Raw genomic sequence first — 19,511 nt, 5'->3', positions numbered from 1 at the left:
TACGTTCAACGGGCAGTGCCTGCGCAAACGCAGCACCCAGACGAAAAGCGGGCGGAAATGCTCGGCATTTGCCGCCCGCGGGGCAAACCAGATTTGTATCAGGCTTTTTCAGCCATCAATGCTTCCAGCTTCTCCTGGTCCCGGGCGAACTGGCGGATACCCTCGGCCAGCTTCTCCGTGGCCATGGCGTCTTCGTTCATCGCCCAGCGGAACTGGCTTTCGTTCAACTGCTGCTTGGCCTCACCGGCATTGCCGGGTTGGAGCACGCGCGGCAGTTGGCCCTGGTCGTCGCTCAATTGCTGCAGCAGCTCGGGGCTGATGGTCAGGCGGTCGCAACCGGCCAGTTGCTCGATCTGGCCGATATTGCGGAAGCTCGCGCCCATGACCACGGTGTCGTAGCCGTTGGCCTTGTAGTAGTTGTAGATGCGCGTCACCGATTGCACGCCCGGGTCTTCGGCGCCGACGTATTCCTTGCCGGTGCTCTTCTTGTACCAGTCGTAGATACGGCCCACGAACGGCGAGATCAGGAACACCCCGGCATCGGCGCAGGCCTGGGCTTGGGCGAAGGAGAACAGCAGGGTCAGGTTGGTCTGGATCTGCTCGCGTTCGAGCTGCTCGGCGGCGCGGATGCCTTCCCAAGTGGATGCCAGCTTGATCAGCACGCGATCACGCGGGATGCCGGCCTGTTCGTACAGCGCGATCAGTTGGCGGGCCTTGGCCAGCAATGCCGGTTCGTCGAACGACAGGCGTGCGTCCACTTCGGTGGAAATGCGCCCTGGAATGACCTTGAGGATGCCTGAGCCGACGGCCACGGCGAACTTGTCGCAGGCCAGGTCCACATTGCCCTTGGCGTCGGCCCTGACTTGCCTGAGCAGGTCGGCGTAGCCGGGAATGGCGGCGGCCTTGAGCAGCAGCGAGGGGTTGGTGGTGGCATCGACCGGCTTGAGGCGGGTGATGGCGTCCAGGTCCCCGGTGTCGGCGACCACGGTGGTGAACTGCTTGAGTTGTTCCAGCTTGGAGGTCATGGGCGTGCTCTGTCCTGTGCAATGACTCGACATTACCCGAGCCCCGGCGACCGCTCAAGGGCCGGGGGGGGCAGGATGGGCGAGGGAATGAAGGTTCGAGTCGAAAGCGCACCCGGGGTTCCGTCAGCGGCCCTGCAGCAGCTCGGCGGCCTGGTCGAGCACGGCCAGCGGCTCGGCGGCCTTGTGGATGTCTGCCGACAGCAACTGGCGGAAGCGCCGGGCACCGGGGAAGCCCTGGCCCAGGCCGAGGATGTGGCGGGTGATGTGATGGATAGCGCCGCCGCTTTCCATGTGCGCGACGATATACGGACGCAGCCGTGCCAGCACCTCGCTGCGGCTGATGACCGGCGCCGTGCTGCCGAACAACTGCTGGTCTACTTCGGCCAGCAGGTAGGGGTTGTGGTACGCCTCGCGGCCGAGCATCACGCCGTCGAAGGTCTGCAAGTGCACGTGGCACTCTTCCAGTGTCTTGATACCGCCATTGAGCACCAGCTCCAGGTCCGGGAAGTCGGCCTTCAACTGCGCGGCCACGTCATAGCGCAGCGGCGGGACCTCACGGTTCTCCTTGGGCGACAGGCCTTCGAGGATGGCGATGCGCGCATGCACGGTGAAGCTGCGACAGCCCGCCTCGCGCACCTGGCCGACGAAGTCGCACAGCTCGGCATAGCTGTCACGGCCATTGATGCCGATGCGGTGCTTGACCGTGACTGGGATGTGCACCGCATCGCGCATGGCCTTGACGCAATCGGCCACCAGCGCCGGGTGGCCCATCAGGCAGGCGCCGATCATGTTGTTCTGCACCCGGTCGCTGGGGCAGCCGACGTTGAGGTTGACCTCATCGTAGCCGGCGTCCTCGGCCAGCCGGGCGCAGGCTGCCAACTCCGCCGGCACACTGCCGCCCAGTTGCAGGGCCAGCGGGTGCTCGGTGTCGTCGTGGCGCAAGAAGCGATGGGCGTCGTTGTGCAGCAGGGCGCCGGTGGTGACCATCTCCGTGTAGAGCAGGGTGTGCCTGGACAGCAGGCGCAGGAAGAACCGGCAATGGCGGTCTGTCCAGTCCATCATCGGTGCCACGGAAAAGCGGCGGGATGGCTCAGGGCGCGTGGTTTGTGGCTTTGAAGCTGTTTCTAAGGGCATTCTGGTCTACGCATTCTTGTACCATTTTTCGGGGTTTTCGGGCGTTTTTGGTGTGACGGTGGTACGATGTACCACCGCCAATCACGCTTGTACCACCGAAGAATATGGCAACGATCAGAGCAAGGAAAAAAGCCGATGGGACGGTGAGCTATACCGTCCAGATCCGCCTCAAGAAAAAGGGTGTCTTAGTTTACCAAGAAGCCCAAACGTTCGCCCGTAAGCAGGCAGCTCAGGCCTGGGCGAAGCGACGGGAGACAGAGTTGGCTGTCCCTGGAGCGATCGAGCGGGCCAGCCGCAAAGGGCACACTATCAAGGAAATGATCGACCGTTACCTGGTCGAAGCCGAGAAAGCCCGGCCATTGGGTGAGACCAAGCGGCGTACGCTTAACGCCATTAAAAACAGCTATCTGGGGGAGAAGGTCGATTCCGATATCAGCCAACAGGTATTGGTGGACTATGCCCTTTGGCGCATGAGCCCTGAGGGTGGTGGGATCAAGCCGCAGACGGCCGGCAACGATTTGGCGCACTTGGGCTCCGTGTTGTCGCTGGCCAGAGCGGCGTGGGGCTATGGGATTGATCCGCAGGCGATGCCTGATGCTCGCCTTGTGTTAAAGAAGTTCGGCTACAACATGCGGAGCAGGGAGCGGGATCGACGCCCTACGCTTGATGAACTCGGAAAAGTGATGGATCACTTCTTCAAGATGCTTGAGCGTCGACCCAGTGTCATTCACATGCCCAAGGTCGTGGCCTTTGCGATCTATTCCACGCGCAGGATGGATGAGATTACACGCATCCGCTGGGAAGATCTGGATGAACACCAGCAGGCTGTAAAAGTGCGTGATATGAAGAATCCCGGCCAGAAGCTTGGCAATGACGTGTGGTGTTATTTGCCGGATGAGGCGTGGATAATCGTACAGAGCATGCCGCGAGAGTGCGCAGAGATATTCCCGTACAACACGGATTCAATCGGCACTGCCTGGTCCAAGGCATGTAAGATGACCGGAATTGAGGATCTGCACTTCCATGACTTGCGTCACGAAGGGGTGAGTCGGTTGTTTGAAATGGACTGGGATATACCGAGGGTCTCAAGCGTATCCGGTCACCGTGATTGGAACTCGCTGCGGCGGTATACCCATTTGCGTGGGCGAGGGGATCGGTATAAAGACTGGAAGTGGCTGGATCAGATCATCCAGGCGCCGGTTAAACTCGGCGCCCGGGTGGAAAGTTAACTTGCTCGAAGGGTTCTGTTCAACTGCGCACATTCTTTGAGCGCAGCTTCTCGTTGTTGATCCAAGTACAACGCCAGATCAGCGATGTGAACGCCTCGAGCAGTCTTCTGGCTCGCTTCGAGTCTGGTGATAGGAAGTTTGATCTGTCCGGCAAGAACCTTCCGTTGAAACATGTCAGGTGTCAGGTGCGTGAAGTAGTCATTGCATACCTGCTCGAGCGAGATAATTGCTTTGCCGTTGTACTGCGCCATGAGAACGAAAGCGGTGTTCATGCGTGTTCTCTCCCATTGCTCTTTTTACTTTCTACCTCCTCCATCAGGGCGCGTGCGAAGTCCACTGCTGCCCATGCTTTATCAGCATTCTCTTTGCAGTAAGAGTTCGCGGCTTCGTCCTCGGCATAAGGAATCAGTGCGGTCATGGCCTGGGTCAACTGGTTAATGAGGTCGGGCTTACAGCCCTCGGCGTCTACCAGGCGGTGGCGCTCAATCTCGGCGATCAGCTCCAATGTCATCGCGGGCGGCATAGACATGCCATAGTCATTCGCGGCTACGTGATCATATGGGTCGCGCTTGGCGGCTTCAGCAAGTGCCTTCAGTTTGGCTAGGTTGATAGTCATGCCTTGCGCTCCTGTTGAGTAACGAAGCCCGCCGCCTGGCGGATCTTGCTGCAGCGCTCATGGTTGCCACGGGTGCGTGGGATGTTGCAGACGTCGCAGTACACCCCCATGGCGGGGCGCATGAAGGTCTGCACGCCCTTCGCATCGCGTGTGTTCGGTGTGTAGGTCGTCGTGGTGATCACAGCGAATACCTCTCGAAGGCGCGGCGAGTATTCGGGCTCAAGGCTAAGTGCTCGTAGCCGGTCATTTTGTTAACAATCGGTAACGTGCCAGTGGCTGGCCGGGTGGCGTCGCGCAGCAGCATCAGCACGGCAATCAGTGCGCCGGCCAAGACCAGACTGATGAGCTGCCAGATGCGTGGGCTAAGCATGGCGGCGGCCCTCCGACAGCTGCAGGAGGACGTGGCTGTGAGCGTGTTCGAACAACCGGTCGATGGATACGGGCTCCACGTGCTGCTCCCCGTTTTGCAGGGCATGCAGGCGAGTGCGGTACAGCCCGGCCTGGCCGAGCCAAGCGTGATCGCTGATTGCGCGTTGATTCCAAGCCTCTTCGAGGCCTTCCTTTTCGCCGAACTCGACTCGCGAACATGCCTTGCACTTCCTGCAGACGATCACGTCTCCACCATGATTGGGGTCTTGGTCGTCTTCGATGGTGAAGCGATGGGCTTCGCCGCCGCAGAAGGGGCAGGGCAGCAGGGGGGTGGTGTCGTTCATGCTGCCGCTCCTCTCTGATACGTCATCTGCGCGGTAGTGCCACCTGTAGTTACCCCGTGGTGCAGCTCGATGGTGCTCCCGGCGCGTCTACCGGCCATAATGTCTGCCGGATTTACTGGCCCGGAACTGCTGTTGCGCCCTTTGGAAAGCTCGTAACCTTCTGTTAGTTGTTTGATGAAGGCGGCAATCAGGTTCTTCTCTTTCTTCTCAGTGAGCGCTAAGGCGTTGCGCTCTGGCAGCGGAAGGTCGTCAGAGGCAGGAGCGATGGCGACGAGCTTTTGGTAGACCTGCCCAACCCACGCCTCGGCGAAGTGGTTGCCCCGAGTCTCATGGGTTGCGCCCTTGCTCTGCTGGGAGGTCTTCAGGTTCTTGATGTACTGGCGTCGAGCGGTCGCAGCCTTTGTTCGCAGGATGTCATAGGCGTACTTCGCAATTTCTTGCGCGGGCGACATCCCGATGAACAGAACCCTGAGTTTCTGGCTGTGGCGTGGGGCGTCGTCGTACCAGAGGATGCATTCACAATTGAACGCCCTTGCTACTGTGGTGCCCAGGTGTCGTTCCCAGCGGGCGAGTCGCGCCTTAGCTTTCCCGCTAAAGGCTTTGCCCACGGAGCTGAGTTGCACGTCCATCTCTGTCAGGCGATGCATTTGCATGAGCTTCTTGGCCTGCCGCAGAGCGGCGGCGGCTTCATGCTCGTTCGGGCTTTTGCTGAGATCGAGGCACCGCTGGATCTTGCGGATGATCCGCTCGCGGTCAGGGTTGTCATTGTGATGGATCATGCTGCTTCCCCTGCAGTAGAGGCGCTGGCCGGGGTGCTGCGCAGTTGGGAGTGGACGCGCATGGCGAGCGCCTGAATGTCCTGCATTTGCCGGGTGGCGCGGTTGCGCCATGGTTCAGTGCCGGGGGCGGCTTTCCACGTCTTTTCGGCCAGTCGCAACGTTTCGGCGGCACTGCTCAGCAGGTCATAGTCGGCCCTGGTCACCGGCATGCCGGTGTAGGACATGATTCGCGCTTCTAGCTCGGCGATGGTGGCTTTGAGTGCCGCTAGCGCCTGTTGGTGTTTGCGTTGATCTTCCTCGCGTGCAGTAGCCAGGTGCGTGATGTCGTTGTTCAGGGCGGCGGAATAGCTGTTGAACATACGTTGATGTTCTGCAAAACCGGCGTTGTAGCCGTCGTCGTATGCTCGGCGGCGAGTGAGGGCGAACAGGTAGGGCAGGGTGGCGAGAGTGAACAGCCAGAGGACGCCCATGGCCAGGATGTAGTGTTGTGGTTGCATGTGCTGTTGCTCCAAAGGTGCCCGGTACCAGGACTGAAAAAGACGGTGAGAGGCTGGTACCGGGACTTGTTGCCCCTGCGGGCCGGGGCCGCCTTGTTGCTAAACCGGTTGCTGCGCCTGGGCGTCGAGGTAGTCGGCCAGGTCGTACAGGTAGATCACGTGCTTCGCTCGAGCAGAGTCGTGCACCTTCTTCAGTGGAAGATCGATGCGGCCCGCATTGATCAGCTCGCGAAAGCGGCGATCAGTCTTGATGTGCGAAAAGTACTGCTCCCGAACTGCCGTGATCGTTGGGCATGGCGTAGCGAACTGCTTGCGTAGCTGGGCCAGCGTGTCGGTCATGGGTGCCCTCCCGCTCCCTCCAGAACGGGCCGGAGCTGGTGGCGCACGACCTCGGCAAGGTGATCCTTACAGTGCCCCTTGGTGCGGGCGCAGATGTCGCCGAGCGCATCCAGCACGATCACGCGGAAGGGCTGCTCCGGGTCCGTGGTGGGGCTGATGTAGGCCACCTGGTCGGGCTCGAGCACTTCATTCACACGTTCGAGCGCTTCCCTCATGGCGATGGCCTGTGCGGACTGTTGTCCCGATTCAGTCCGGCCATTCGCCAGATCCTGCAGGAAGTCGCGAAGGGCCATGTACTTGGATGAGTCCCCGCGATGCAGCGTGATCGAGCCTGCAACGGGACCGAACTTCACTTTCACCTGGTGGGTGCGAGTGTCGTTCTCGATCTCGATGTGGGCGTCGACGGTGGTTTCTGGACGGCGCAGGGGGCAGATGGTCGAGCCGCCCTGTTCCAGGACGTGCTGTAGCAGCATCACGCGCTTGAGGGAGAGGGTGTATTCGCTCATGCAGCACCTCCAGCAGGGACAGCGCGAGCTGGGCCGTTGTGAGTGGTGATGACGTGCAGGCCGGTGCGACGCTGGAAGGCATCGATGGTGGCTGGGCGGCTGCAGGTGGCAGGGTGCAAGAAGATCTTGCAGTGGGATTTGTGCTGTGTGGTTTGCATGTCTGGACCTCAGATGTGAGAGGGAGGTGCGGCCCAGACAATACTTAAACGAATAGGTTCGGTCAATACCTTTGAGTAAGGATAGCGTATAGCTCAATGCATCAGAATATCTCGACTTTCGACACGACTACGCCACAAATCAAGGCGTCATCAGGCAGCTCGATAATAGGGTCTGGCCAAGATGGATTCAGTGGTTTCAGGAACTGGCGATCACCTTCAAGGACAAGCTGCTTAAAGGTCGCCTCTTTGCTATCCGCGAGCTTTGCGATTACCAGTGACCCATTTTCGAAATCTTTCGCAGGGTCAACAAAAATGATGTCTCCGTCTCTAAATGAGCGGCGTTCATGAGGGTTGAACATCGAGAGACCACGGACTCGCAGTGCGAACGTGGCGCTGCTATGCGAAACCGCGCAGGGTAGCCAGGCCTCTACATCCGCCAGTTCATACGGCTCTTGCATTTCGCACCAGACGCCAGCTTGCACCCATGAGATCAACGGAACAAATCCACGGACTTTAGGCCCGGGCTCAACATTTGATTGAGGTCCGGTTGCGATTGTGGTGCTGCCTTCTCCCTTCCAAAGCCACTCAGTTGTTACCCCGAGTGCCCTGGCAATCCTTTCAACATTCTCTAGTCGTGGGCTGGCAGACATGCCTGTCAGGATTCTGTGTATGGTTGGCTGTGGCACGCCGGATCTTCTGGCGAGCTCCCCTCCTGACAGCCCCAATTCATGCATGCGCTTTGCTACGCGGTTTCCTATCACGGCTTGCGGCTCTGATTTGTTTACGTATCGCAAGTGTATTGCGTGGGTCGATTCGTTTGGGTAATATCACCCTATTCGCTAATGAATAGGCGACGCTATGACCATACAAGAAATGCTTCAAAAACTAATCGGTTTGGGCTTCTCGCAGCGCGCTATTGCTGAGCGGGTGGGCGTATCCCAGCCAACTATCTACCGGGCGACGAAGGGGGCGGCTATCCGCTATGAGGTAGGGAAAGCGATCGAGTTGTTCTACGAAGAACAGATGCGCGAGGTAAACAAACAGCAGAAAAAAGAACGCTGAGCCGGGCCTCTCACCTCCCAGCTCAGCTATGACAGTGCAGAACACCATCACTCCCGTCGTCCGGCGGCCTCTCACCAAAAGAATGGCCGGATGACTACAACCGCATGTCGTGCCCCACAGCACGCAAAGCACAACATATCGGTCGTGGTCGTAGGATAGGGCTTGCCCACGCCTATGGCTACACCGTTAACCGAGGTTTAACGGTTATGAGTCGCATCGACACTCTGTCAGGCACCGGCCTGGTCCTCTCCCTGCGGCAGTCGCTCTATCGCGCCGGTCGTGACTATCCGGGCGGCATCACCAAGCTCGCCTACGACATGGGCATCGACATCGATGCTCTGCAGAAGAAGCTCAAGCACGACGAAGAGCGCCGTTGGCTGTCGCCGGACGAGCTGGAGGAAGTGCTTCAGTGGACTAAGGACTCTCGGGTACTCGACGCCCTGGGGCGTGCCGCTGGGGTGGTTTGGTACCGTCCCCAGCCGGTGCCTGCTACCAACGAGGCCTTGAGGGCCGTCGGCAAGCTGCTGGATGAGGCCGGCGAGTTCGTCAGCAGCATGCACGACGGTGCTGCCGACAACGTGTGGGAGCTGCACGAAGTGCTGGATCTCGAGAAGCGCGGTATGGACGTCATTCGGCAGGTGCTGGCCATCATGGCCGGTGCCCGTCAGGCCATGGAGGACCGCGCCAATGGCTGACGCAGTCGATATGGCCAACGACCAGGCCGAGTACTTTCTGCAGGCTGCCCTCCGTCACCAGGCCGGCAAGCAGGCAGGGCCCAGCGCGCAGTTCTGCGAGGACTGCGACGAGCCGATCCCGCTCCTGCGGCAGCAAGCTGTCGCAGGTTGTGAAACCTGCGTCAGCTGCCAAGAGCTGCGGGAGCGGCGCCGATGAGTGAGCGTCAAGGACCGACTACCGCCGCATGGGCGCGGCGCTACATCGAAACCTTCGGCCTCGCCTTGGTACCGATCGAGCCTGGCGAGAAGGGGCCGAAGGGGCGCGCTTGGAACCAGCCGGGTCACTACTTCACCGATGCCGATGTTGCCGAAGCGTTCTGGCAGTCCCATCCGACCCACAACCTTGGTGTGGTGCTGGGGCCCGGTCGGGTCTGCTCGCTCGACGTCGATGACGTGCAGTGGACCCGGCAAGTCCTGGCAGACCTGCTGAGTATGAATGTGGACGCGCTCGCGGATGCTTACCCGACGACGGTAGGCAACCCGGCGCGTTTTCGCATTATGTTCCGGGCGCCGGATGGTGTTGACTTGAGCCAGCATTCACTGGTGTGGCCCAGCCAGGCCGACCCGGACGGCTCCATCTTCAAGGCCCTCATGACCCAGGTGAAGGCCGCCAAGGATGCTGGCGATGCCGGCCGGGAGGCTGCCCTGCGCATGGCGGCGGAGCCATTCAAGAAAATTACGGTATTCGAGCTGCGCGCTGGCCTGGTGCAGGACGTGCTGCCGCCCTCGATCCATCCCGGTACCGGCAAGCCATACACCTGGCGAACGCCTCCATCCGCGGACGGTCTGCCTGAGCTGCCGCCCGAACTGCTTGCCATCTGGCAAGAATGGGATCAGTTCAAGCCGAAAGCTGAGGCGATCTGCCCTTGGTTGCCGAAGGCTGCACCCGCTCCACGTCCCGTTGCTGCTCGGCCTCGAGCAGCGACGGTGCGTTCCGGCGCACCGCTGCCCGATGTGATTCCCGAGTTCAACCGGTGCCATGACATCGCGACGCTGATCGAGGCACATGGCTACGAGCGAAAAGGGGATAAATGGCTGTGCCCGCAGAGCAGCAGCGGTATACCCGGCGTGACTATCACCGACGGCAAGCTGTTCTCGCATCACAGCTCCGACCCGCTGGCCAACGGCCACAAGAATGATGCGTTCGACGTCTTCTGCATCCTGGTGCACAACGGTGACCAGCGTGCAGCCACCCGGGCTGCGGCGCAGATGCTCGGGTTGGATGCTGCCTCGCGCCCGCCATCGCCGCCACCTATCGGTGAGCTTCCCCATACCCCATCGGTAGATGAGCAAGCCGGCGAACCGGCGGTAGAGCCTGCTGAGCAACAAGATGAGCTTCCCCCCACCCCATCTGCCAACAGCGCCCCCAGTTCGGCCTGCTCCTCGGCCGCCGGGGGGGAGGGGGATAGCGCGTTGGACATTGAAGGCGCCATGCGACGCTTCGCGCTGATTGAAGGCACCACGCACGTTTGGGACATGGACAGGGCGAAGCCGATGAAGAAGTCAGGCTTCGAGGCGCTGGTAGGTAAGCCCTTGGCCAAGGAGTGGATGGACCGGACAGATAAAAAGCTCATCGCTCCAGAGCAGGCTCAGGAACTGGATGAGGCGCGTCGCCTGGCGAGTAAAAAGGGTGGGGCGCTGAAGCTCGATCCCATTGAGCGCTACGTGTACATCGACGGCACCAAGGATGTTTGGGACCGTGAGAAGAAACGACGAATCCCCGAAGGGGCTGTGAAGATGGCCCTGGGAGAGGAGTACAAATGGTGGCTGAACAGCCAGGATCGGCGTGTGGTGGATGTCGACCACATTGTGTTCGACCCGACCATGACCAAGGATCCCGCAATCTACATCAACACGTTCGAAGGGTTGCCCCTGGAGCCGGTGCGGGATGACAGCGCATGCGAGAACCTGCGCTGGTTGATCTCTTTCCTGTGCAACCACGATGCGGAAGCGTTGGACTGGCTGACCAAGTGGCTGGCGTACCCGCTTCAGCATATGGGTGCCAAGATGGATACCGCCGTCTTGATGCACTCGATCATGGAGGGCTCGGGTAAGAGCCTGCTGTTTGCCGATGTGTTCGGCCAGCTGTATGGGCAGTACGCCGCGACGGTCGGCCAGACGCAGCTGGAAGGCAGCTTCAATGCTTGGCAGAGCCGCAAGCTGTGGGCTGTGTTCGAGGAGGTTGTCAGCCGGGACCAGCGCTACAACCAGGTGGGCAAGATCAAGCACATGATCACCGGCAAGACGGTGCGCATGGAGTCCAAGTTCATCAACGGTTGGGAAGAAGCCAACCATATGAACGCGGTGTTCCTGAGCAACGAGATCATGCCGTGGCCGATCAGCGATGATGACCGCCGGATGCTGGTGATGTGGCCGATGGAGACGCTGCCGGTTGAGCGGCAGAAGGCGATCAGTCGCGAACTGGCGAACGGTGGCGTTGCGGCCTTGTATGGCTGGTTGCTGGACGTCGACCTGGGCGAGTTCAACCAACGCACGCGACCGCCAAAGACCGAGGCTCGCCAGCGGCTTGTCGCACTGAGCCGAACGGCATGGCAGACCTTCCTGTACCTCTGGCGAACTGGTGAACTCGGGCACGGCCTATGGGGCTGCTGCCTGAGCACGGACCTTTATGCCCTGTTCCTTGAGTGGTGTTCGCGCAACAAGGAGCACTCGATGAGCCAGACGAAGTTCTCGTTGATGATCAGCGCGACGGTGGAGAAGACGCGGGCGATCCCTTGGACGGATGGCAATACGCGGCGATTCGCGGCGTTCTTCTTCCCCAGCGATGGTGATCCTTCCCTGCCCCCATCCTTGAAAGCGGCCGAGCTGGGCGCGAATGTCGTCGAGTGGCGTGCACGGGCGAAGCTTGCCGGCTGGAATGTCGACTCTTGGGACCACATCAAGGTGCTCGCGGCATGAATACATCTACTTGCGTGTTGGGTGTGTTGGGTTTGTGTCGGGTCACTTGCTCGGGGTCAACACAGGTATGGGGCCCTAATTTCTTGGGCTGGCGCCTGTCCGTGTCGGGTGTGTTGGGTTTGTGTACGCGCACGCGCGTGCGCGTCGTTTTGTTAGCGTCTTCCAGCCTCAGAAAAGAAACCCATGCGAGGCTCATAAAACCTTACAAACCCAACACACCTAACACACAACCTCATAATCAACTGATTTTATTGGGATTTAACTGTGTTGGGTTTGTGTTGGGTTGGCTGAATGTGTGTTGGGTGTCAATTTCGAGGGCGTGGATATGAATCAAGACCAGGAAAGTCGCTGCCGCCGTTCGGCTCAGCTCGCACTACACCGCATTGAGATGGCCGACCTGCTGGATCCGTCGGAGCGTCTGCGGATGGTTGGCGAGCTGATGCAGCATTGGGGAGAACAGCGGTCACAACTCGGGCTGACATCCAGCATCGGCAGTCAGATGGGGACCATCATGGAATGGAAGGGCGCCGCACCGAGGGGTGGTGCTTCGGGGGCGCGGATCTTGGTGAGCGGGGCTGGCCTAGATCACGCTGCGGCCGAAGTTGATGCGGCTGTGGCCGCGCTGGCGCGCCGGGATGAACGGGGGGCGACCTTGGCCCAGCTGGCCACGCTGCGCTACATCCACCGCACAACCGTGCGGGAGCAAATGCGTGAGGTGGGGTTGGCGGAATCCGCTGACCGCACCTATCGCAACTGGGTCAAGGCGCTGCACTTACAGGTGCTGTCCGTCCTTGCTGCGCGTGCGGGGCGGGTGCGGCTGCATACCGTTCGTCGGGTCAATATGCGCCGAGCGTGCGCCGAGGATGCGCCGAAGTAGCGCCGAAGCGACGAACCGAAAATTGCCCCTTTTCGGTTTTTCCGGTGACAGGTAAAAAGTCGCCACGATATGAAAAGTGCGCTTAGGCGCTTCCCCCACAAGCACTGTGCTGTGCAACCGCTCCGACCTGTCGGCGCACCGAGAACCCTGCCATCTGGCGGGGTTTTCTGTTTCTGGCGCCGTGCTTTGCCAAGAGGCCTTCATGAATAGTGAGCAGCAAGCGTTAGTTGAGATGCCGATCTGGATGGTGATCGTACTTTCCCTGGTCGGCGGGGTGTCGGGTGAGATGTGGCGGGCGGACAAAGCCGGGGTCCGGGGCTGGTCATTGGTCCGGCGTATCGCCCTGCGTTCGGGGGCGTGCGTGGTTTGCGGGATGGCAACCATCATGCTGCTGTACTCCGCCGGCGCTTCGATCTGGGCCTCGGCGGCATTCGGTTGCCTGACCGCGATGGCCGGCGCCGACGTGGCCATCGGGTTGTATGAGCGCTGGGCCGCGAAGCGCCTGGGCGTCTGCGAAGTCCCGCCGCGCAGCGGCGAGTCGGGGCGGTGACCGGGCTGGCGCCCCGGCGGGCGCCGGGGACCCTGGCAAATTTCGGGGAGTACGGGGCAGGAAACCCGCGGTTCTGCGTTAGTGGGAGGTTCACCAGCTTAGTGAACTGCGGTGAACTGGTTAACCCCTTGAATTCATTGGGTGAACTGGACTTTTCAGCATGAGCTACCTGACCAAATCGGAGTTCGCTGCCCGGCACGGATGGTCGAAATCCTACGTTTCCAAACTGGCCAAGCAGGACCGCCTGGTGCTCACCGCCGACGGCAAGGTCGATGTCGAAGCAACCGAGGCGCTACTGGCCGAATCCGCTGACCCCAGCAAGGCCGCTGTCGCGGCCCGTCATGAAGAAAATCGTGTGGAGCGGGATATCCGCAGCCAGCTCCAATTGGCCGGCGATACACCTGCGGTGCAGCTGGCGGTTGAGTCGGCGTTTCAGCAGCCCGGCAAGGGCCTGGATTTCCAGAAGGCGAGGGCGCATCGCGAGTTCTATCTCGCTCAGCTTGCTGAGGCTGAGTTCCACAAGGTCCAGGGCAACCTGGTCGAGCGCAAGCCGGTCGAGGACGCGGCCTTTGCTGCTGGGCGCACTATTCGCGACCTGGTGTTCGGCCTGGCCCCGCAGCTCGCAGCCGAAGTGGCGGGCATGGGGGACTCCTGGGAAATCGAGAAACACCTCATGTGCGCTTTCCGCCAAGTCTTCGAGGACGCGGCGAAGATGAACAGCGCCGATCTTGAACAAGCCATGACACAGAGCTAAGCCTATGCCCACCGGATACGCAGACGGTGCGAGGGTGTACCGCGAAGCGTATGGCCGTGGGCTGAAGCCCGACCCCGAACTGTGGGTTGATGAGTGGGCTGATGAGTACATGCGGATCCCGCGTGATACTGGCGCAGCCGAGCCCGGCAAATATCGCACAGCGCGGACGCCGTATGCCCGTGAACCTATGCGTTGCCTGTCGCCTTCCCATCCGTGCAGACGAGTGATTACGAAGGTTGCCTCGCAGCTGATGAAAACGCAGATCGCCCTGAACTGGATCGGGGCGCTGATCCACATGGCTCCGTCCAACATCCTGACGCTGCTCCCCAGCCTGGGCCTCGCCAAACGTGTTTCGTCGAGGATCGGCAAGACCATTGCTGTGACGCCGGAACTGCAGGAGCGGGTAGCCGCGTCCCGTTCCAGGGATGCGCGCAACACCATGGATACCAAGGAGTTCAAGGGGGGCACGCTGTATGCCACGACGGCTGGCTCGGCCGCCAACCTTGCTGAGCTCTCCGCCAGGTATGTGTATGGCGATGAGGTTGATCGCTGGGATGTCGACGTGGACCAGGAGGGCGATCCGATCAAGTTGGCGGAGGCGCGGGGCAGTACTTTCGGGCGCAACGCCAAGTTCTACTTCTCCAGTTCGCCGACGATCAAGGGCGCGTCGCGGATCGATGACCTGTTCCAGCAGAGCGATCAGCGGTACTACTACGTGCCGTGTCCGACTTGCGGCCACATGCAGGTGCTCCAGTGGGAGCGCCTGCTGTACTCGCCGGACTTCGCCACCGTGCATTACCAGTGTGCCAGTCCTGATTGCGACGTGCTGATCGAGGAACGCCACAAGGCCGAGATGCTGGCCCAGGGCGAGTGGCGAGCCCATGCCAAGGGCGACGGCCAGACGGTGGGTTTCCACCTGAATGCCCTGTATGCACCATTGGGCTGGCATTCCTGGGCCATGCTGGCCCGCGAATACGAGGAGGCCAAGCGCGCCCAGGATCGGGGGGATCTTGAACCCATGCAGGTGTTTTACAACACCCGCCTGGCGGAAGTCTGGGACAGCGCGGTCGAGCAGACCAAGGCGGAAGTGCTCCAGGCCCGAGCCCTGCAGGAAGACTACGTGCTCGGCACCTTACCTGCGGGCGTCCTGGCACTTACCTCTGCCGTCGACGTCCAGGCCAACCGCCTGGAACTGATGACCATGGGCTATGGTGCCGGTATGGAGCGCTGGGTGGTCGACCACCAGGTAATCCCTGGCGATCCAGCCGATGAGCGCACCTGGGCACTGCTGGACGAGCGCTTGAAGGTTCGATACCGCCACCCTTGCGGCGTTTCCCTGGGCATTCTGGCCACCGGCATCGACTCCGGTGGTCACCACACCCATGAGGTGTACCAGTTCACCCGGGTGCGCCGCTGGCGCAACGTGTTCGCGCTCAAGGGGGCGAGCAAACCGGGTCGTCCCGTCATCGCCCAGCGCCCGTCCCAAGTCGATGTCACCTGGAAGGGCCAGACCGAACGCAATGGTGCCGAGCTGTGGATGGTCGGTACCGACACGGCTAAGGACTGGATCTACAACCGCTACAGCTTCGAGTCGGGGCCTGGCGCGCTGCACTTCGCCAAGGATCTGCCTGACGAGTTCTTCCAGCAATGTGTGGCTGAACGCAAGATCGCCCGCTACGTGAAGGGCTACAAACGCATCGAGTGGGTCAAGGGCAAGGCCGAGCGCAACGAAGCGCTGGACCTCATGGTGTACAACCTGGCCATGGCGCACTACCTCGGGCTGCATCGCTACGGCGAGCATGACTGGGACAAGCTTCGCCAGGCCCTGGCCCAGGCCAGTCTGTTCGATGAGCACGCACCAGCGAAGCCATCTGTCACCGAGCAGGCTGACGCTGATGATCTCGAGCCGGGCACTGAGCAAGAGCCAGCACCGCAGCCCCCAGCCCGGCCGGCTCCTTCGGCCCCATCGCCGAAACCTCGCCCGGCACCTCAACCAATGCAACGCCGCAGCTCGAGCAGCGGTTATTTGAAGAGGCGTTGAGCGCTAGCTCAGTCCAATCATGGGGCTGATGAACCTGGCGCCCAAGGCCAAAGCCTCGGTTACAAGGCCTTTAGTTGCTTCGCGACCTTGCTCCTTGGCCATGCTGGCAAGTTGTTCGCCGATAGATTCCTTCGAGCTAACACTGTCGGGTACAGCCTTCAGGACCTCGAGGCCCTTTGCAGTGAGGACTGCGTCTCCGAAGGCGATATACGGGTAGGGCGTGGCAGTCAGGTAACCAGCCTCAATTAGCCACTTACCTGTGGCGAAGAAGAACTCGGCATCTTTAGTAGGTAGGTCCATGCCGAATTTTTCGTCGTAGCCCATCGCCTCGCCAGCAAATTCCTCCGCTCGCAGATGGGTCGGTAAAGGAAAGCGCTGGTAGAGCTTCGCGAAGATCTTCCCGGTAATTTCGTCAAACATCTCAATATTGGAGACAGCCATGTCACAAGACCCCGAGTCAAGAGTTGAAAAGGTTAAAGCCTCCGCTGAACTTCAAAGTGAGCTCAGGCGTGTGGTGGCCGATCAGCTTACCGGAAGGATGGACTGGGTCAGAGCACGTACTTACTGGACGTTGCGGTTACCGAGCATTCCCCCTGATGAGTTGGCCGATGCGTTGGCTCACGTTCTTGCCGGTGGACGTTTCCGTGAGGAGATCAACTCCCGGCGTCAGAACTTCCTCTGAACTCGTAACGCACGCAGCGCAGTGCTGCAAGAGATTTCCTCATGGCATACACACAGGCACACCTCGCGGCTGTCGAGCGTGCGATTGCGCGTGGCGAACGGATCGTCCGCTACAGCGATCGTACCGTTGAGTATCGCTCGGTAGACGAACTCATCCGGGCCCGTGACCTGATCCGCACGGAGCTTGCCCAGTCCGCTGGGCCGCGCTCCCGAGTGGTTCGGCTCTACCACGGAGGTAAAGGGCTGTGAGCGGCCGCTACCTCTCTCTCACCCGCTCCGGCCTGCTGGTACCGGAGCGAATCAAGGCCAACTATGAAGGCGCCGCCGAGGGGCGACGTTCCTCTGGCTGGGATGCCCCGGACACAGGGCCCAACAGCCTGCTCATGCCGGCCCTGCGCAACCTGCGTTCGCGGTCACGGGCTGCCGTGCGCAACGACCCGTATGCGGCCAATGTGATCGACAAGCGGGTTAGCAACCTGATTGGTACCGGCATCACCCCTCAACCTCGGCTGCTGGACAAGGCCCTGCGCAACGCCATGCAGGTGCTGTGGGAGGACTGGGTGGACGAGTCGGATGCCGACGAACTCACCGACTTCTACGGCCAGCAGGCGCTGGTGGCGCGTACGGTCGAGCAGTCGGGCGAATGCTTCGTGCGGTTGCGGCCCCGGCGTCTGGAAGACGGTTTGGCGGTGCCGCTGCAACTACAGTGCCTCGCGCCGGAGTTCGTGCCGCACGACAAGTTCGAGGTCACCCGGTCCGGCAATGTGATCCGCGCTGGCATCGAGTTCAACAGCATCGGGCGCCGCGTGGCTTACTGGTGCTACCGCAATCACCCCAGCGACAAGGCCTCGCTCAACGCCGGTTACAACCCGCTGGTGCGGGTGCCTGCCGAGCAGATGCTGCACATCTTCGAGCCGCTGGAGCCGGGCCAACTGCGAGGGGTGCCACGGTTGGCGCCGATACTGAAGCGCTTGCGCAGCCTGGACAACTACGACGACGCGGTGCTGTTCCGTCAGGAGGTGGCCAACCTGTTCGCCGGCTTCGTTCGCAAGCCGGCGCCGGAAGGGGTAGGGCCTCCACCATTGGATATGGTCACAGGTGCTCCGGTCACGCACGACCGTGACGGCTTCACGCCGATGGTGGCTCTGGAGCCGGGCACGATGCAGGAGTTGCTCCCGGGCGAGCAGGTTGAGTTCTCCGATCCACCTGACGGCGGCAACAACTACCCCGACTTCATGCGGCAGCAACTCATGGCAGCAGCAGCAGGGGCAGGCCTGCCTTACGAGCTGATGACCGGCGACATGCGCGACGTGAACGACCGGGCGATCCGTGTGGTGCTCACCGAGTTTCGGCGTCGCCTGGAGCAGTTGCAGTTCCAGGTGTACGTCCATCAGCTGTGTCGCCCGGTGCGGGCGGCTTGGATGGACATGGCGGTGCTGGCCGGGGCCTTGGACCTGGTGGACTACACCCAGAGGCGTCGCGAGTACCTGCGTACGCGGTGGGTGCCACAAGGCTGGGCCTACATCCACCCGGTTCAAGACGTTCAGTCGCGCATGCTCGAGGTCGGCGCGGGCTTTGCCTCGCGCAGCGAGATGTGCCTGCGGTCTGGTACCGACGCGGAAATCGTGGACGAAGAAAACGCCGCCGATATCGCTCGGGCAAAGGGCCTGGGCCTCAAATACAGCAGCTTGTCGGCCATCGAGGATGAGCCAGATGAGCCCGACGAGAAGGGGAAAACATGAAACCGCTGATGCCGTTTCGCATCTTCAACAAGGCCAAGTCCACGCAGCAGGTCGAGGATGAACACTGGTACAGGATTACCGCAGCAACTGAAGGTGAGTCTGGAGCCAAGGTCATCGAGGTCTATGTCTACGGCGAAATTGGTGCTTGGGGCATCACCGCCAACCAGTTCATCCAGGACCTCAAGGCAGTGGATGATGGCGTTTCGGAAGTCGTGGTGGCCTTCAACACCAATGGCGGCGACTTGTTCGAAGGCCTCGCCATCCACAATGCGCTGAGCCGGCTGGGTGAGCGTTGTACTGGCCGGGTCGATGCCTTGGCCGCCAGTGCCGGCAGCGTCGCAGTGTGTGGCGCTCACCGTGTGATCATGGCGTCGAACGCCATGCTGATGATCCACAACCCTTACACCTGGGTTGGTGGTGATGCGGAAGATCTCCGTCGGGTGGCCGATGTGCTCGACCAGGCGTTCGAGGCAATGATCGCCGCCTACAAGGCCAAAGCGCCGGATATCGATGATGCCGAGCTGCGACGCCTGGTCAACGACGAAACCTGGCTCACGGCCCAAGAGACGCTGGAGCTGGGGTTGGCTGACGAGATCGGCAATGGCGTCAAGGTTCAGGCGTGTTTGGGGCAGGGCACCGCCCTGGCGCGCTACCGGAACACCCCGCAAGCGTTGTTGGATCAGTTGCGTGCCAGCCAGGCCGAGTCGGACACCCCGAGCGAACCCGCTCCGAAGGGTGAGCCGGTAGCGCCGCCAGCGGCCGATTCGACGGCGTTGGCTTTGATGATCACCCAGGCGTGTGCCAAGGCCGGCATCAGCAACCTGGTGGCGCCACTGATTGCCTCCACCAAGCTGGCCGACGAAGCCACGGTACAGGCCGCCTTGACCCGTGCCAAAGCCGTGCGCGATCTCTGTGTTGCGGCGCGCTTGCCAGAGATGACCGCCGACTTCGTGAGCGCTGGTCTGGACGCGACAGCTGTTCGGGCGCGGTTGTTCGACAAGCTGGTCGGCTCGGGCAAAGGCTTCGAGATCGACAATAGCCTGCCGCCCGCCGACGACGAGCCGGAGAAGGTCAAGGCGAAGCTGCCCAACCCCAGCAATATCTGGTCTGCCCGCCGGCAGGCCGCTCAACAACGCACCGGCAAAGGAGCCTGAG

The 19,511-nt window shown here is 61.2% G+C and carries 26 protein-coding genes; 13 read left to right on the top strand and 13 right to left on the bottom strand.

Going from position 1 to position 19,511, the window contains the following annotated elements; genetic code table 11:
- Positions 1 to 98 precede the first annotated feature (98 nt).
- Together tal and dusA are read right to left on the bottom strand one after the other, a co-directional pair.
- On the bottom strand, positions 99 to 1,025 hold the full coding sequence (gene tal / locus ACDI39_RS08385) for a transaldolase (protein WP_253080492.1): 927 nt from the start codon (positions 1,023 to 1,025) through the stop codon (positions 99 to 101).
- 123 nt (positions 1,026 to 1,148) lie between these two features.
- Positions 1,149 to 2,159 carry a tRNA dihydrouridine(20/20a) synthase DusA gene (dusA, locus tag ACDI39_RS08380; protein ID WP_253100448.1) on the bottom strand — a complete coding sequence of 337 codons (1,011 nt, stop codon included), beginning with the start codon at positions 2,157 to 2,159 and terminating at the stop codon, positions 1,149 to 1,151.
- A 104-nt stretch (positions 2,160 to 2,263) separates the two neighbouring features.
- Between dusA and ACDI39_RS08375 the strand changes: the two genes are divergently transcribed.
- Positions 2,264 to 3,388, top strand: a complete 1,125-nt coding sequence (locus tag ACDI39_RS08375; protein ID WP_486538356.1) for a tyrosine-type recombinase/integrase — start codon at positions 2,264 to 2,266, stop codon at positions 3,386 to 3,388.
- Here the strand turns inward: ACDI39_RS08375 and ACDI39_RS08370 are convergent.
- The 10 genes from ACDI39_RS08370 to ACDI39_RS08325 all read right to left on the bottom strand — a co-directional run bounded on the left by ACDI39_RS08370 (position 3,385) and on the right by ACDI39_RS08325 (position 7,730).
- Positions 3,385 to 3,660, bottom strand: a complete 276-nt coding sequence (locus ACDI39_RS08370; protein ID WP_486538354.1) for a pyocin activator PrtN family protein — start codon at positions 3,658 to 3,660, stop codon at positions 3,385 to 3,387. The two genes, ACDI39_RS08375 and ACDI39_RS08370, sit on opposite strands and share 4 nt — an antisense overlap.
- Positions 3,657 to 4,004 (bottom strand): hypothetical protein, encoded by a 348-nt coding sequence (locus tag ACDI39_RS08365; protein ID WP_486538352.1) that lies wholly within the window; start codon positions 4,002 to 4,004, stop codon positions 3,657 to 3,659. Before ACDI39_RS08365 ends, ACDI39_RS08370 begins: the two co-directional genes overlap by 4 nt.
- Positions 4,001 to 4,186 carry a hypothetical protein gene (locus tag ACDI39_RS08360; RefSeq protein WP_486538350.1) on the bottom strand — a complete coding sequence of 62 codons (186 nt, stop codon included), beginning with the start codon at positions 4,184 to 4,186 and terminating at the stop codon, positions 4,001 to 4,003. The genes ACDI39_RS08365 and ACDI39_RS08360 overlap by 4 nt, the downstream gene beginning before the upstream one ends.
- Positions 4,183 to 4,374, bottom strand: coding sequence for a hypothetical protein (locus ACDI39_RS08355; RefSeq protein WP_486538348.1), 192 nt, complete (start codon positions 4,372 to 4,374; stop codon positions 4,183 to 4,185). Before ACDI39_RS08355 ends, ACDI39_RS08360 begins: the two co-directional genes overlap by 4 nt.
- Positions 4,367 to 4,717 carry a Lar family restriction alleviation protein gene (locus ACDI39_RS08350; RefSeq protein ID WP_486538346.1) on the bottom strand — a complete coding sequence of 117 codons (351 nt, stop codon included), beginning with the start codon at positions 4,715 to 4,717 and terminating at the stop codon, positions 4,367 to 4,369. Before ACDI39_RS08350 ends, ACDI39_RS08355 begins: the two co-directional genes overlap by 8 nt.
- On the bottom strand, positions 4,714 to 5,496 hold the full coding sequence (locus tag ACDI39_RS08345) for a DUF2786 domain-containing protein (RefSeq protein WP_486538344.1): 783 nt from the start codon (positions 5,494 to 5,496) through the stop codon (positions 4,714 to 4,716). Before ACDI39_RS08345 ends, ACDI39_RS08350 begins: the two co-directional genes overlap by 4 nt.
- A complete protein-coding gene (locus ACDI39_RS08340; protein ID WP_486538342.1) occupies positions 5,493 to 5,993 on the bottom strand; it encodes a hypothetical protein in 501 nt (166 codons plus the stop codon). The genes ACDI39_RS08345 and ACDI39_RS08340 overlap by 4 nt, the downstream gene beginning before the upstream one ends.
- Before the next feature lie 99 nt (positions 5,994 to 6,092).
- A complete protein-coding gene (locus ACDI39_RS08335) occupies positions 6,093 to 6,332 on the bottom strand; it encodes a pyocin activator PrtN family protein (RefSeq protein WP_410045755.1) in 240 nt (79 codons plus the stop codon).
- Positions 6,329 to 6,838 (bottom strand): hypothetical protein, encoded by a 510-nt coding sequence (locus ACDI39_RS08330; RefSeq protein WP_486538340.1) that lies wholly within the window; start codon positions 6,836 to 6,838, stop codon positions 6,329 to 6,331. Before ACDI39_RS08330 ends, ACDI39_RS08335 begins: the two co-directional genes overlap by 4 nt.
- A 259-nt stretch (positions 6,839 to 7,097) precedes the next feature.
- The gene (locus ACDI39_RS08325; RefSeq protein WP_486538338.1) at positions 7,098 to 7,730 is read right to left on the bottom strand and encodes a LexA family protein; all 633 of its coding nucleotides are present in this window, start codon (positions 7,728 to 7,730) and stop codon (positions 7,098 to 7,100) included.
- A 124-nt stretch (positions 7,731 to 7,854) separates the two neighbouring features.
- On the opposite strand from ACDI39_RS08325, the gene ACDI39_RS08320 reads away from it, so the two are divergent.
- The 8 genes from ACDI39_RS08320 (at position 7,855) to ACDI39_RS08285 (ending at position 15,933) form a co-directional block, all read left to right on the top strand.
- Positions 7,855 to 8,058 (top strand): helix-turn-helix domain-containing protein, encoded by a 204-nt coding sequence (locus tag ACDI39_RS08320; RefSeq protein WP_486538336.1) that lies wholly within the window; start codon positions 7,855 to 7,857, stop codon positions 8,056 to 8,058.
- 206 nt (positions 8,059 to 8,264) lie between these two features.
- On the top strand, positions 8,265 to 8,753 hold the full coding sequence (locus tag ACDI39_RS08315; RefSeq protein WP_410045751.1) for a phage regulatory CII family protein: 489 nt from the start codon (positions 8,265 to 8,267) through the stop codon (positions 8,751 to 8,753).
- Entirely contained in the window at positions 8,746 to 8,949 is a 204-nt protein-coding gene (locus tag ACDI39_RS08310; RefSeq protein ID WP_486538334.1) for a TraR/DksA C4-type zinc finger protein, read from the top strand. Before ACDI39_RS08315 ends, ACDI39_RS08310 begins: the two co-directional genes overlap by 8 nt.
- Positions 8,946 to 11,711, top strand: coding sequence for a bifunctional DNA primase/polymerase (locus ACDI39_RS08305; RefSeq protein ID WP_486538332.1), 2,766 nt, complete (start codon positions 8,946 to 8,948; stop codon positions 11,709 to 11,711). The genes ACDI39_RS08310 and ACDI39_RS08305 overlap by 4 nt, the downstream gene beginning before the upstream one ends.
- Positions 11,712 to 12,036: 325 nt before the next feature.
- Positions 12,037 to 12,588: a hypothetical protein gene (locus tag ACDI39_RS08300; RefSeq protein WP_410045748.1), complete on the top strand. Its 552-nt coding sequence runs from the start codon at positions 12,037 to 12,039 to the stop codon at positions 12,586 to 12,588.
- Positions 12,589 to 12,790: 202 nt separating this feature from the next.
- Positions 12,791 to 13,138, top strand: coding sequence for a phage holin family protein (locus ACDI39_RS08295; RefSeq protein ID WP_486538330.1), 348 nt, complete (start codon positions 12,791 to 12,793; stop codon positions 13,136 to 13,138).
- 160 nt (positions 13,139 to 13,298) lie between these two features.
- The gene (locus ACDI39_RS08290; RefSeq protein WP_486538328.1) at positions 13,299 to 13,892 is read left to right on the top strand and encodes a terminase small subunit; all 594 of its coding nucleotides are present in this window, start codon (positions 13,299 to 13,301) and stop codon (positions 13,890 to 13,892) included.
- 4 nt (positions 13,893 to 13,896) lie between these two features.
- Positions 13,897 to 15,933, top strand: coding sequence for a phage terminase large subunit family protein (locus tag ACDI39_RS08285; protein ID WP_486538326.1), 2,037 nt, complete (start codon positions 13,897 to 13,899; stop codon positions 15,931 to 15,933).
- A 3-nt stretch (positions 15,934 to 15,936) separates the two neighbouring features.
- Here ACDI39_RS08285 and ACDI39_RS08280 read toward each other — a convergent pair whose 3' ends face one another.
- Positions 15,937 to 16,374 (bottom strand): hypothetical protein, encoded by a 438-nt coding sequence (locus ACDI39_RS08280; RefSeq protein WP_486538324.1) that lies wholly within the window; start codon positions 16,372 to 16,374, stop codon positions 15,937 to 15,939.
- On the opposite strand from ACDI39_RS08280, the gene ACDI39_RS08275 reads away from it, so the two are divergent.
- Genes ACDI39_RS08275 through ACDI39_RS08260 form a run of 4 tightly spaced genes read left to right on the top strand, consistent with a single transcriptional unit; the run spans position 16,373 to position 19,510 of the window.
- On the top strand, positions 16,373 to 16,615 hold the full coding sequence (locus ACDI39_RS08275) for a hypothetical protein (RefSeq protein WP_253081160.1): 243 nt from the start codon (positions 16,373 to 16,375) through the stop codon (positions 16,613 to 16,615). The genes ACDI39_RS08280 and ACDI39_RS08275 overlap by 2 nt on opposite strands.
- A 41-nt stretch (positions 16,616 to 16,656) precedes the next feature.
- Positions 16,657 to 16,863 carry a phage head-tail joining protein gene (locus ACDI39_RS08270; protein WP_253081159.1) on the top strand — a complete coding sequence of 69 codons (207 nt, stop codon included), beginning with the start codon at positions 16,657 to 16,659 and terminating at the stop codon, positions 16,861 to 16,863.
- Entirely contained in the window at positions 16,860 to 18,356 is a 1,497-nt protein-coding gene (locus ACDI39_RS08265) for a phage portal protein (protein ID WP_486538322.1), read from the top strand. The genes ACDI39_RS08270 and ACDI39_RS08265 overlap by 4 nt, the downstream gene beginning before the upstream one ends.
- Positions 18,353 to 19,510 carry a head maturation protease, ClpP-related gene (locus tag ACDI39_RS08260; protein WP_486538320.1) on the top strand — a complete coding sequence of 386 codons (1,158 nt, stop codon included), beginning with the start codon at positions 18,353 to 18,355 and terminating at the stop codon, positions 19,508 to 19,510. Before ACDI39_RS08265 ends, ACDI39_RS08260 begins: the two co-directional genes overlap by 4 nt.
- Position 19,511: the final 1 nt, after the last annotated feature.

The organism is Pseudomonas sp. Tun-23181 (genome assembly GCF_057415455.1).
Note: the sequence above shows the minus strand (reverse complement) of the source record. Positions and strands in the feature narration are given on the sequence as shown.